Below are 13,071 nucleotides of genomic sequence, written 5' to 3' on the forward strand. Positions count from 1 at the left end.
GCATGTTCACGGCACGGCGCGCCACCCCGCCCGGCGTCCACGGCAGTAGATTAGGGGGAACACCCGTCAGCATCGCCCCGATGCGTCCCCGAGTCCCGAGAGCGAACCGTGCACCTGAAGTCCCTGACCGTCCGAGGATTCAAGTCCTTCGCGTCGGCCACCACGTTCGAGTTCGAGCCCGGCGTGACGGCCGTCGTCGGACCGAACGGCTCGGGCAAGTCCAATGTCGTGGACGCGCTCGCCTGGGTCATGGGGGAGCAGGGCGCCAAGACCCTGCGCGGGGGCAAGATGGAGGACGTGATCTTCGCGGGCACCTCCGGGCGCGCCCCGCTGGGCCGGGCCCACGTGTCCCTCACCATCGACAACGCGGACGGCGCGCTGCCGATCGACTACTCCGAGGTGACGATCTCCCGCACGCTCTTCCGCTCGGGGGGATCCGAGTACGCCATCAACGGGGAGTCGTGCCGCCTGCTCGACATCCAGGAGCTGCTCTCCGATTCGGGCCTCGGCCGCGAGATGCACGTGATCGTCGGCCAGGGTCAGCTCGACCGGGTGCTCCACGCCACCGCCGAGGACCGGCGCGGCTTCGTGGAGGAGGCGGCCGGCATCCTCAAGCACCGCCGCCGCAAGGAGAAGACGGTCCGGAAGCTCGAGGCGATGCAGGCGAACCTCGCCCGGCTCCAGGACCTCACGGGCGAGCTGCGCCGCCAGCTGACGCCCCTCGGACGTCAGGCGGAGGTCGCCCGGCGGGCCCAGGGCATCCAGTTCGACGTCCGCGACGCCCGCGCGCGCCTCCTCGCAGACGACCTCGTCACGCTCCGCACGGCCCTCGAACAGGAGGTCGCCGACGAGCAGGCCCTCAAACAGCGCCAGGAGGAGGTCGGCCGCGCGCTGGAGGGGGCGCGGCACCGGCTGGCCTCGCTCGAGCTCGAGGCCGCCCGCGCCGTCCCGGCGGGCAACGCGGCCCGCGACACCTACTACGGCCTCGGCTCCGTCCGCGAGCGCTACCGATCGCTCGCCGCGCTCGCCGCCGAAAGGGCCCGCCTGCTCGGCACCGCGGACCAGCAGCCGGCCGACGGCGCGCGCGACCCGGACCGGCTTGAAGAGCAGGCGGAGCGCCTCGGTTCGGAGCTCCGGCAGGCCCGGGACGACGCCGCCCGTCGCGCCGAGGCGCTGGCTGCCGCGGAGTCCGCGCGCGCTGCCGCCGAGGTCGCCGCGGCCGAAGAGGACAAGGCGCTCACGGCCCTGCTGCGCGCCGTCGCCGACCGCCGCGAGGGCCTCGCCCGGCTTGCGGGACAGGTCGGCGCCGCCCGGAGCCGTGCCGAGGCCGCCGAGGGCGAGCTCGGGCGTCTCCGGACGGCGCGCGAGGAGGCCGCGGCGCGGAGCCGCTCGGCCCAGGAGGAGTACACGCTGCTGGAGCAGCAGGCCGCGGGCGTCGAGGAGGGCGAAGAGGGCCTGGACCAGGCCTACGAGGACGCCGCCGGCAGGCTCGATGCCGCCGAGGCCGGGCTCGAGCGCCTGAACCGCCTCGACGCCGAGCAGCAGGCCGCCCGCGGCGCGCTCGCGGCACGGCTGGAGGCGCTGCGGCAGTCCCTGCACCGGCGGGACGCGAGCCGGGACCTCGAGGGCGCCGAGGGCGTCCTGGGCCGGGTCGCCGAGTCGCTCGGCGTCGAGAAGGGCTGGGAGGCCGCCGTCGCCGCGGCCCTCGGCCCGCTGGCCGAGGGACTCGCCGTCGCCGGGCTGGGCCGGGCCGCGGAGCTGCTCGCCACCCTCAAGCAGGACGACGCCGGACGGGCGAGCCTCCTCGTCGCCCCGGCCGGGGAGGGAACCGGCCCGGGCATGGACCCCGGGGCAGGGGAGGCGCCGGCCGACGCCGCGACCGCCACGGGGGGCGCGGTCGGAACGCCGCCCGGTCCGCCAGCCCCCGGGAGGGGAGCCGCGGGGCTCGTGGAGGCACCGGCGTCGTACGGGAACGCGGTCCGGCGGCTCCTCGGCCGCACGGCGTTCGTCGAGACATCGGCCGATGCGGTGGCGGTCCTGGCCGCGGATCCGGGCTGGACCGCCGTGACCCGGGACGGTGACGTCTATACCGCGGCGAGCGCGGCGGGCGGCACGCCGAACGCGCCCTCGACGATCGAGCAGCAGGCCGCGATCGACGAGACCGAGGCACGCCTGGGCGAGGTGGAACGCGATGCCGAGCGCCTGCGCTTCGAGAAGGCCCGCGCCGCCGCCGCGCGGGACGCGGCGGCCGAGGCGGCCGACGCCGCGCTGGAACGGCTGCACGAATCCGACGCCCGGATCTCGGCCGTTGCCGAGCGCCTGGGCCGGCTGGGCTCGGAGCTGCGGCAGTCCACGGCCGAGCAGGAGCGCCTCGCGGGCCAGGCCGCGGCGGCCGAGGAGCAGCTCGCCCGCGAGCTCGCGGCACTGAAGGAGGCGGGCGAGCGGCTCGACGCCGCGAACAACGCCCCCGCCGAGGCCGATCCCTCGAGCGGGCGGCGCGACGCGCTCATGGCCGGGGCCGCGACGGCACGGTCGGCCGAGCTCGAGGCACGGCTCGCCCTGCGGGCCGCCCAGGAACAGGAGAAGGCGCTCGGGGGCCGGATCGAGTCACTCCGGCGGGCCGCGGCCACCGAGCGCGCCGCGCGCGAGGCCGCGCGGCGCCGTGCCGAGCGGCGCGAGCGGCAGGCCGCAGCCGCCCGGGCGGTCGAAGACGGCGCCGCGCGAGTGGGCGCCTGGCTCGAGGCCTCCCTGCGCGGCGCGGCCGCCGCCCGGGACGCCGCCGACGAGGAGCGGCGCAGCATCGAGGAGCAGCTGGCCTCCGCGCGCGCGGAATCCGCGGAGCTCACCGCGGAGCTCGCGCGGCTGACCGATTCCGTGCACCGCGACGAGCTCGCGCGCACGCAGCAGCGCCTGCGCATCGAGGCCCTAGAGAACCGCGCCGTCGAGGAACTCGGCCTGACCGCCGACCACCTCGTCGCCGGCTACGGGCCCGACGTCCCGGTGCCCGTGCCCGAGGAGGGCGCGGACAAGTGGGCGGCGCTGCGGCAGGAGGTCGACGACGAGGGCCGGCCCGTGGCGGCCGGCGTGCCGTTCGACCGCGCTGAGCAGGAGAAGCGGCTGCGGAAGGCCGAGCGCGAGCTCGCCTCGCTGGGCAAGGTGAATCCGCTCGCGCTCGAGGAGTTCGCGGCGCTCGAGGAGCGGCACAAGTTCCTCTCCGGACAGCTCGAGGACCTCAAGTCCAGCCGCAAGGACCTCCTGGACATCATCCGCGACGTCGACGAGCGGGTCGAGCAGGTCTTCACCGAGGCCTTCGCCGACACCGCCGTGCAGTTCGAGCGGGTGTTCGCCCGCCTGTTCCCGGGCGGCGAGGGCCGGCTCGTGCTGACCGACCCGGAGGACATGCTGAACACCGGCATCGAGGTCGAGGCCCGGCCGGCGGGGAAGAAGATCAAGCGCCTTTCGCTGCTCTCCGGCGGTGAGCGCTCCCTGACCGCGGTGGCCCTCCTCGTGGCGATCTTCAAGGCCCGGCCGTCGCCGTTCTACGTCATGGACGAGGTCGAGGCCGCGCTCGACGACACCAACCTGGGGCGGCTCATCACGATCTTCGAGGAGCTGCGCGAGTCGAGCCAGCTGATCGTCATCACGCACCAGAAGCGGACCATGCAGGTCGCCGACGCGCTCTACGGGGTCTCGATGCGCGGCGACGGCGTGTCGATGGTGATCAGCCAGCGGCTGGAGCGCTCCGGCTAGGCGGGACGCCGAGCCAGGTGGCCGTGCCGAGCAGCCCGACGAGCCCCGTGGCGGCGAAGGCCCAGCCGTAGCCGTAGGCGTCGGCGAGGAGGCCCGCGGCAACCGGTCCGGCAATGGCGCCGAGATCCGTGGCCATCTGGAAGCCGGCCAGCGCCTGGCCACCCTGGTGGTCCTGCCCCACGACGTCGGCGACGGCCGCCTGCTGGGCCGGGTTCATCAGACCGGTCCCGGCTCCGGCCAGCACGGAGAGGGCGATGAACAGGGGGACGGTGTCCGCGAACCCGAACAAGAGGGTCGCGATTGATGCCGTGGCCAGGCCCGCCAGGACGGGGCCGCGCCGGCCCCAGGTATCCGCCAGCCGGCCGCCGAGCCCGAGCGTCGCGGCGTTCCCCGCGGCGAAGAGGGCCAGCGAGATCCCCGCGATCGCCACGCCGTTGCTGAAGGTCTGCACGGCGAACAAGGGCACGAGGGCGACGCGGACGCCGAAGGTCGACCACCCGTTGGCGAAGCCGGAGGCGAGGCACGCGCGGTAGACGGGCGAGGCGAGGGCGGCCCGGAAGCCGAGCTTCGGCCTCAGGTCCGTGGTCCGCGCCCGGCGCCGCCCGCCGACGCCCAGGAGCGAGAAGTAGACGATCGCCGCCGCGACCACGAGCGCTCCGCCGTAGATGAAGAAGGGCAGGCGGTAGCCGAAGCCCGCGACGAGGCCGCCGAGGACGGGGCCCGCGATGTTCCCGGTCAGGAACGCGGTGGCGTAGTAGCCGGAGATCCGTCCGCGGATCTGCGGCGGGGCGAGCCGCGTGATGAGCGCCATGGCGGAGACCGTGAACATCGTCGACCCGATCCCGCCCAGGGCGCGGAACAAGAGGAGCTGGACATAGCCGTCCGCGACGGCGCACAAGAGCGTCGACACCGCGACCACGAGGACGCCCCCGACGTAGACCACGGGTTCGCCGAGCCGGTCCGTCATCCGGCCGCTGGCCGGCGCGAAGGCCAGCCGCGTCACCGCGAACACGGACACGATGAAGCCCGCCGCCGCGATGCCGACGTCGAAGCTGCGGGCGAACTGCGGCAGGACCGGGGCGATCAGCCCGAAGCCGATGGCGATCACGAACGCCGCGCAGATGAGGACCTTGATCTCGCCGGGAACGCGCGGCAGCGTCCCGGCGGCGGTGGGGGAGTCAGGCATGGCACCCCGAGTCTATCCGTGGCCACGGGGGCGCGGCGCCGCCGTCGTCGCGGCCCACACGGCACCGTGGCACGTGGTCGCTAAGCTAGGGGCGTGCCTATCGATCCGCTGCTCATTGCCCTTGTCGTCGCCCTGGTCCTGTTCCTGGGCGTCGGCGCCTTCTTCCTGTTCCGCGGGCGCAAGACGCCCCCCGGGACCTACACGACCACGCGCGATCCGGACGACGCCCCGCCCGGCGGAACGCTCGTCGAGGAGCGCCCGGGGACCGCCCCCGCCCAGGAGGCCCCCACGGGCGCGGCCCCCGGCGGGGAAGCCCCCGGCGACGTCGCGGACGAGGGCGCCGGCACCGTCGTCGTCCCGGTCGAGACCCCGGCACCGGTCCTCGGGCGCCTCGCCCGGCTCCGCTCGCGGCTCGTCAAGTCGAACAACGCCCTCGGCAAGGGCCTCCTCGCCCTGTTGTCCCAGGACAGGATCGACGAGGACGTCTGGGACGAGATCGAGGAGACGCTGCTGTTGGCGGATCTCGGAACCGAGCCCACGATGGAGCTCGTCGACGCGCTGCGCGAGCGCGTCAAGGTCGAGGGGCACCGCGATCCCGAGGCCGTGCGGGCGCTGCTGCGCGGGGAACTCGTGAAGCTCGTCGATCCCGGGATGGACCGCGCGCTCGTGGATACGCGCCAGGGCGAGCGGCCCAGCATCGTCCTGGTCGTCGGGGTCAACGGCGTCGGCAAGACCACGACGATCGGCAAGATCGCCCGCGTGCTCGTCGCCCAGGACAAGGACGTGCTGCTCGGCGCCGCGGACACGTTCCGTGCGGCGGCCGCCGAACAGCTCGCGACGTGGGGCGCCCGCGTCGGTGTGCCCACCGTGAAGTCCGACGTCGACGGCGCGGACCCCGCGTCCGTCGCCTTCGAGGCGGTCAAGGCCGGCATCGAGCAGGAGGTCGACGTCGTCATGGTCGACACCGCCGGGCGCCTGCAGAACAAGGTCGGGCTCATGGACGAGCTCGGGAAGATCAAGCGCGTCATCGAGAAGCAGGCGCAGGTCGACGAGGTCCTGCTCGTCCTCGACGCGACGACGGGCCAGAACGGGCTGAACCAGGCCCGCGTGTTCTCGGAGGTCGTCAAGGTCACGGGCATCGTCCTGACCAAGCTCGACGGCACCGCCAAGGGCGGCATCGTCGTGGCCATCCAGCGCCAGCTCGGCGTCCCGGTCAAGCTCGTGGGACTGGGCGAGGGGCCCGACGACCTGGCACCGTTCGACGCCGAGGCGTTTGTCGACGCCCTGCTGGACTGACGCCGCGGGCGCCGCCCCAGGGGGAGGGGAACCGGGATCCGGGGCGGTGAAACATCGGCGAAACATGGCGGCCACGTGCTTTTTACGTGGCCGCCTTTCCCGTAACCGGCGGGAAATGGGGACCTGCGGCGGGCGAAACATGGGCCGGTCAAAGTTGTGTCAAGGCGGGAGCAACCCGCACTGGACACACAGGAGGACGGACATGGATCTGACCGCAGGTCACGTCTGGATGATGGTCACGGCAGCCATGGTGCTGTTGATGACCCCGGCACTGGCATTCTTCTACGGCGGCATGACGCGGGCGAAGAGCGTACTGAACATGATGATGATGAGCTTCGTCGCCTTGGGCATCACGGGCGTCGTCTGGATCCTCTGGGGCCACTCGATGGCCGGAGGCGGGGATAGCATCGGCGGCTTGTTCGGCAACCCCTTCACGCAGTTCGGCATGGAGGCCATGCTGGACACCGAGGACCTCATCGGGGCCGGCTTCGGGGCGACGTTCGCGATCATCACGGTCGCGCTCATCTCCGGCGCCATCGCCGACCGCGCCAAGTTCGGCGCCTGGTCCATCTTCGTGCCCGTCTGGGTCACGCTCGTCTACGCGCCGCTCGCGTTCTGGGTCTGGGGCGGCGGACTGCTCTCGGCGGACGGCGCCATCGGCAGCTGGGCCGGCGAGGCCATCGACTTCGCCGGCGGCACCGTGGTGCACATCAACGCCGGCGTGGCCGCGCTCGTCCTGGCACTGATCATCGGCCAGCGCAAGGGCTTCGGCCGCGACCCAGGCCAGCGCCCCCACAACATCCCGTTCGTCATGCTCGGCGCCGCGCTCCTGTGGTTCGGCTGGTTCGGATTCAACGGCGGAGCCGCCGGCAGCGCCGAGGAGGCCGGCCTGATCTGGGTCAACACCCTCGCCGCCCCGTCCGCCGCGATGCTCGGCTGGGTCGTCACCGAGCGCATCCGAGACGGCCGTCCCACCTCCCTCGGCGCGGCCTCCGGCGTCGTCGCGGGCCTCGTGGCCATCACCCCGGCCTGCGCCAACGTCTCGCCCATCGGGGCGATCGGCCTCGGCATCGTCTCCGGCATCCTCTCCGCCCTCGCCGTGGGCCTGAAGTACAAGTGGGGCTACGACGACTCGCTCGACGTCGTCGGCGTCCACCTGGTCTCCGGGCTCGTCGGCACGCTGGCGCTCGGCTTCATCGCCCTGCCCGTCGAGGGCGAAGGCGGCGGCCTCTTCTACGGCGGCGGATTCGCCCAGCTCGGTGCGCAGACCGTCGCGGCCGTGGTCTCCATGGCCTTCACGGCGGTGATGACGCTCATCATCGGCCTCGCCATCCACAAGAGCATCGGCTTCCGGGTCACCGAGGAGTCCGAGTCCACGGGCGTCGACCTGACCGAGCACGCCGAGACCGCCTACGAGTTCGGGGGACTGGGAACCAGCGGCACGTTCGTCCCGCACCCGGCCACTTCCGGCCACCTCAAGACCCACACCAAGGAAGGTGCCAACGCATGAAGCTCGTGACAGCCATCGTCCGCCCCGACAAGCTCGACGCCATCCGGGGGGCACTGGAAAGCTACGGGGTCCAGGGACTGACGGTCAGCCAGGCCAGCGGCTACGGCCGGCAGCGCGGCCACACCGAGGTCTACCGCGGCGCCGAGTACACCGTGGACCTGCTGCCCAAGGCGCGCGTCGAGGTGCTCGTGAGCGACGAGTGGGCCGGCGACATCGTCGACGTCCTGGTCGCCACGGCCAACACGGGCCGCGCCGGTGACGGCAAGGTCTGGGTGACCGCCGTCGAGGAGGCCGTCCGCGTCCGCACCGGTGAGCGCGGCGACGCCGCCCTCTGACACCACTCGCATCACCGGAACCGCCCGGCCACCGCATCCGCGGGGCCGGGCGGTTTCGTGCGCCCGTCCTCTTGTTCCGGGGGCCCGTGCAGAGGATCATGGGCGGCAGGGAGGCCGCAATGGCGCGGCCCGGGGCGAGGACGGCCGGCATGGGGACCACGCGGACGGGTGCGCGATCCACGCAAGGCGAAGCGCGGTCCAGGCCGGACGCCGCCCGGCACGGGCCGCGGCGGCGGGGAGGGACGTACGGCGGCGGGGCCGGCGCGAGGGGCCTTCCGAGGCAAGACGCCAACCTTCGTTGGGTCGCTCCGATGGCCGTGGCAGCGCTCGTGGCCGGGCTCATCGGGGGGCTCCCCACCCCGCCCGCCGCCGCAGCAGACCTGCTCGGGCACGATGTCTCGTGGCCCCAGTGCACCACCGCCGAAGGGGGCTTCGGACTGCCGATGCCCCCGGACGATTCGGCCTTCGTCATCATCGGTCTCACCCGGGGACTGGCCTACACGGAGAATCCCTGCCTCGCCCGGCAGCATGCCTGGGCGGCCCAACGCGCGAAGCGCGCCCATGCCTACGGGATGGCGACGTTTCCCACGGCGGCCCAGCTGTCCACGCACGGCTCCAGTGGCCCGTGGTCGGCGGCGACGCGGGCGGGCCGGGTCTCCAATGCCGGCTATGCGCAGGCGTCGGAGGCCGTTGCCTCGTTGCGCCGCATCGGCTGGTCGCCAGCGGCCGTCTGGGTGGATGTCGAGCCCCGCCCGGCCCAGCCGTGGCCCGTGGGGTCGGCCGCCATGGCCGAGAACCGGATGGTCGTCGAGGGCTACCTGCGTGGGCTGCAGGACGCTGGGTTCGCCTCCGGACTGTATTCCTATGCGAACGGCTGGCGGGAGATCGCGGGTGCCTGGACCCTGCCCCATGTGCCAGTCTGGGCCACGGCGGGGCAGCTCGACTACCCGGAGGAAGCACGTGACCGTTGCCTGCAGCCGGGCTTCTCTTCTGGTCCCGTCCTGCTGGCCCAGTGGACGGACGGAGTGCGCGACTACAACAGGACCTGCCCGGGGTACCGGTTCACCGCCTTTGCCCAGCCGCCGCCGGCACCCGGTGCGGCACCGCGCGACCTCGACCGCGACTGGAACAACGACCTCGTGGCCCGCGACGGCGAGGGACGGCTCTGGACGTATCCGGGCAACGGGCGCGCCGGCTGGAAGCCGTCCGTCCACGTCGCGTCGGGGTGGGGGATCATGGACGCACTCGCAGCGACCGGCGACCTGAACGGAGACGGCCTGGGAGACGTCGTGGCCAGGCAACGGGCCACGGGAAAGCTCTGGCTCTACCGGGGCACCGGTCAGGGCGGCTTCCTCCCCGCCCTGCAGATCGGCACCGGGTGGAACGGTATGGACTTGCTGACGGGACCCGGCGACATCGACGGCGACGGACGGAACGACCTCGTGGCCCGCCACGCGGCGAGCAATCGGCTCCTGGTCTACCCGGGAAACGGGCGGGGCGGCTGGCTGGCCCCACGGCAGATGCCCGGAGTGTGGGGAGGCTACGACCGGCTCGCCGGCGGAGGGGACCTCAACGGCGACGGAAGGGCCGATCTGCTCGCCAGGAACGCCGCGACGGGAGAGCTGTGGCTCCATCCCGGCACCGGGAGCGGCGGCCTCCAGCCCGCGATCCGCGTGGGGCGCGGTTGGCAAGGCATGGACTTCCTGCTGGTGCCGGGGGATTTCGACGGCGACCGCCGGACGGACCTCGTGGCACGCCAGGGGTCCACGGGGGCCCTGTGGCTCTATCCCGGTAACGGGTCCGGCGGCTGGCTGCCACCCGTACGGATCGGACGTGGCTGGAACGGAATGTCCCTTACCGGCTGAGTCCGCCCGCGTGCCTCGGTTCGGCGCGGGGCCCCGGGCCGTCGGCGTCCACCGTGTCGTGCTGCGAGGTCGCCCAGTGCGCCGGGCCGCTGCTGCCGGCCGCGTACTCGTCCATCGGGACCTCGTCGGCCGCCCAGGCGGCCAGGACCGGTTCGACGATCCGCCAGCATTGCTCCGCGGTGTCGCCGCGGACCGAAAGCGTGGGATCGCCGGTCAGCACGCCGAGCAGGACCTCGCCATAGGGCAGCAGGTCGGGGGAGTTCAGCGCGGCGCTGAGATCGATTCTGTCCAGCGTGAACATGTCCCCGGGCCCGTTGACGTCCAGCTCGAGGTCCAGGGTGTCGGGGCCGAAGCCGATCCGCAGCCGGGTGGGGGAGTCGCAGCCCTTGAAGCCCGAGGGAAGGTGGGCGACGGGCTTGAACGTGACCACCGCTTCCTTGCGCTTGCGCCCCAGCGCCTTGCCGGACCGCAGGATGAACGGGACGCCGGCCCATCGGGCGTTGTTGATCCGCACCTCGATCTCCGCGAGGGTCTCCGTGCCCCGCGCGGGGTCCACGCCGTCCTCCGCCGTGTAGTCCGGGACCGTGCGCCCTCCGGCGGTGCCCGCGGCGTATCGGGCGCGGCGCGTGCTGGCGGCGAAGTCCTCCGGAACCGAGGCGGCGCGCAGGACCGAGCCGATGTGGTCGCGCAGGTCGCGCTCGCCGAGGGTCGCCGGCGCGTTGAGGGTCAGCAGGGCGAGGATCTGCAGCAGGTGGGACTGGATCATGTCCCGCAGCGCCCCGGCCTTGTCGTAGTACCCGGCCCGCCCTTCGAGCGCGAGCTCCTCGTCGTAGAAGATCTCCATCTTCGCCACGTGCTCGTTGGTGAACAGCGGCTCCAGGAAGCGGTTGGCGAAGCGCAGCCCGAGGATGTTGAACACCGTGGCCTTGCCGCGGAAGTGGTCGACGCGGTGGATGTCCTCCTCCGGGACGAGCCGCGTGAGGATCCGGTTCAGCTCGGCGGCCGACTCGGAGCCGGAGCCGAAGGGCTTCTCCATGACCAGGCTCGTGCCCTCGGGGACCTCCTCCGGAGCCAGGACCTCGCAGGCCTTCTGCGCGACCGCGGGCGGGAGGGCGAAGTAGACGGCCACGGGGGCCTCGAGCTCGGCGAGGAGCGCGCCGAGGGCGCCGGGCTCGGTGACGTCGACGACGTCGTAGCGCGTCCGGGCGGCGATCCGCTCCAGTTCGACGGCGCCGGCCTCGGCGGCCCCGTCCCGCTCGGCGGCGAACACCTCGTCGACGCGCCGCTGCCAGTCCGCGGCGGAGAAGTCCGCGCTGCCCGCGCCGGCGAGGGCGAGGCCGGGCACACGGCCGGTGGCCAGCAGGCGGGCCAGGCCGGGGAGCAGGAGCCGCCCCGTCAGGTCGCCCGAGGCACCGAGGATCAGGAGGGTCTTGACGCGAAGTCCGTTGTCAGCACTCACGGACTCCACCTTGCCACTCTTGGCGCGCCGTTGTCGCCACCGGGCTTGGTAACCTTGGAAGTCGAGTCCGGCGGGAGTCCCGCCCAGCCGCCAAGCGAAGGAATCCACGGCACGTGTTCAATTCACTTTCTGACCGCCTCAGCGCGACCTTCAAGAACCTGCGCGGAAAGGGACGGCTGTCCGAGGCCGACGTCGACGGCACCGTCCGCGAGATCCGCCGCGCCCTCCTCGACGCCGATGTCGCCGTCTCCGTAGTCCGCGAGTTCACCGCCCACGTCAAGGAGCGGGCCCTCGGCGAGGAGGTCAGCCAGGCGCTGAACCCCGGCCAGCAGGTCGTCAAGATTGTCAACGACGAGCTCGTGCGGATCCTCGGCGGGCAGACCCGGCGACTGACGCTCGCGAAGTACCCGCCCACCGTCATCATGCTCGCGGGCCTCCAGGGCGCCGGCAAGACGACGCTGGCCGGGAAGCTCGCCAAGCACTTGAAGTCGGAGGGGCACACCCCGCTCCTGGTCGCCGCGGACCTGCAGCGCCCCAACGCCGTCAAGCAGCTCCAGGTCAACGGCGAGCGGGCCGGCGTTCCGGTCTACGCCCCGCACCCCGGCGTCTCGAGCGAGTTCGAGGCCGCCACGGGCGACCCCGTGGTGGTGGCGCGCAACGGCGTCTCCGAGGCGCGGCAGAAGCAGCACGACATCGTCATCGTCGACACGGCCGGGCGGCTCGGCGTCGATGCGGAGATGATGCAGCAGGCCGCGGACATCCGCGCGGCGATCAACCCGCACGAAGTGCTGTTCGTCATCGACGCGATGATCGGCCAGGACGCCGTCAACACGGCCCAGGCCTTCAACGACGGCGTGGACTTCACCGGCGTCGTGCTCTCCAAGCTCGACGGGGACGCGCGCGGCGGCGCAGCCCTCTCCGTCGCGTCGGTGACGGGCAAGCCCGTCATGTACGCGTCGACGGGCGAGGGCCTGGGCGACTTCGAGGTCTTCCACCCGGACCGCATGGCGAGCCGCATCCTGGACATGGGCGACATCCTCTCGCTCATCGAGCAGGCGGAGAAGACCTGGGACAAGGGCGAAGCCGAGCGGATGGCGCAGAAGTTCGTCGACCGCGAGGACTTCACCCTCGACGACTTCCTGGCCCAGATGCAGCAGATCCGCAAGATGGGCTCGATGAAGAAGATGCTCCAGATGATGCCGGGGGCGCAGATCTCCCGGCAGCAGCTGGAGCAGTTCGACGAGCGGCAGATCGACCGCGTCGAGGCCATCGTGCGGTCCATGACCCCGCACGAGCGCGTGGCGCCGAAGATCATCAACGGCTCGCGGCGCGCCCGCATCGCGAAGGGCTCGGGCGTCTCGGTGTCCGAGGTCAACCAGATGCTCGAGCGCTTCGGCGAGGCGCAGAAGATGATGAAGCGCATGGCGGCCGGAGGGGCGATCCCGGGCATGGGCGGCGCGGGCCGGGCCCGCAAGGGCCAGTCCAAGGGCGGCGCCAAGAAGAAGCAGAAGTTCGGCAACCCGGCCAAGGCGGCGCAGGCCGCGGCCGAGGCCCAGAACCGCAAGCCCGCCTCGAGCGGGGCGGCGTTCGGCCAGCAGTCCGCCCAGGACTTCGACCCGTCGCAGCTGAACCTTCCCAAGGGCTTCGATAAGTTCCTCGGCAAGTAGCGC

The 13,071-nt window shown here is 72.8% G+C and carries 8 protein-coding genes; 6 read left to right on the plus strand and 2 right to left on the minus strand.

Annotated features, from left to right (window positions below; all coding sequences use genetic code 11):
• Window positions 1–108: 108 nt before the first annotated feature.
• Window positions 109–3,750: a chromosome segregation protein SMC gene (gene smc, locus ACQ3I4_RS04465; RefSeq protein WP_430632929.1), complete on the plus strand. Its 3,642-nt coding sequence runs from the start codon at window positions 109–111 to the stop codon at window positions 3,748–3,750.
• Here smc and ACQ3I4_RS04470 read toward each other — a convergent pair.
• Entirely contained in the window at window positions 3,722–4,936 is a 1,215-nt protein-coding gene (locus ACQ3I4_RS04470; RefSeq protein WP_430632930.1) for an MFS transporter, read from the minus strand. The genes smc and ACQ3I4_RS04470 overlap by 29 nt on opposite strands.
• Before the next feature lie 138 nt (window positions 4,937–5,074).
• Between ACQ3I4_RS04470 and ftsY the strand changes: the two genes are divergently transcribed.
• The 4 genes from ftsY (at window position 5,075) to ACQ3I4_RS04490 (ending at window position 9,942) form a co-directional block, all read left to right on the plus strand.
• On the plus strand, window positions 5,075–6,232 hold the full coding sequence (gene ftsY, locus ACQ3I4_RS04475; protein WP_430632962.1) for a signal recognition particle-docking protein FtsY: 1,158 nt from the start codon (window positions 5,075–5,077) through the stop codon (window positions 6,230–6,232).
• 202 nt (window positions 6,233–6,434) lie between these two features.
• The gene (locus ACQ3I4_RS04480; protein WP_329860798.1) at window positions 6,435–7,742 is read left to right on the plus strand and encodes an ammonium transporter; all 1,308 of its coding nucleotides are present in this window, start codon (window positions 6,435–6,437) and stop codon (window positions 7,740–7,742) included.
• On the plus strand, window positions 7,739–8,077 hold the full coding sequence (locus ACQ3I4_RS04485; protein WP_329860796.1) for a P-II family nitrogen regulator: 339 nt from the start codon (window positions 7,739–7,741) through the stop codon (window positions 8,075–8,077). Before ACQ3I4_RS04480 ends, ACQ3I4_RS04485 begins: the two co-directional genes overlap by 4 nt.
• A gap of 311 nt (window positions 8,078–8,388) precedes the next feature.
• Window positions 8,389–9,942: an FG-GAP-like repeat-containing protein gene (locus ACQ3I4_RS04490; protein ID WP_430632931.1), complete on the plus strand. Its 1,554-nt coding sequence runs from the start codon at window positions 8,389–8,391 to the stop codon at window positions 9,940–9,942.
• Here the strand turns inward: ACQ3I4_RS04490 and ACQ3I4_RS04495 are convergent.
• Window positions 9,932–11,410: a glucose-6-phosphate dehydrogenase gene (locus tag ACQ3I4_RS04495; RefSeq protein WP_430632932.1), complete on the minus strand. Its 1,479-nt coding sequence runs from the start codon at window positions 11,408–11,410 to the stop codon at window positions 9,932–9,934. The two genes, ACQ3I4_RS04490 and ACQ3I4_RS04495, sit on opposite strands and share 11 nt — an antisense overlap.
• Before the next feature lie 104 nt (window positions 11,411–11,514).
• Between ACQ3I4_RS04495 and ffh the strand changes: the two genes are divergently transcribed.
• Entirely contained in the window at window positions 11,515–13,068 is a 1,554-nt protein-coding gene (gene ffh, locus ACQ3I4_RS04500; RefSeq protein ID WP_329860793.1) for a signal recognition particle protein, read from the plus strand.
• The last annotated feature ends 3 nt before the right edge of the window (window positions 13,069–13,071 follow it).

It is taken from the genome of Zafaria sp. Z1313, assembly GCF_050563205.1.
In the GTDB taxonomy this organism is placed as follows: Bacteria; Actinomycetota; Actinomycetes; order Actinomycetales; family Micrococcaceae; genus JAZDCJ01.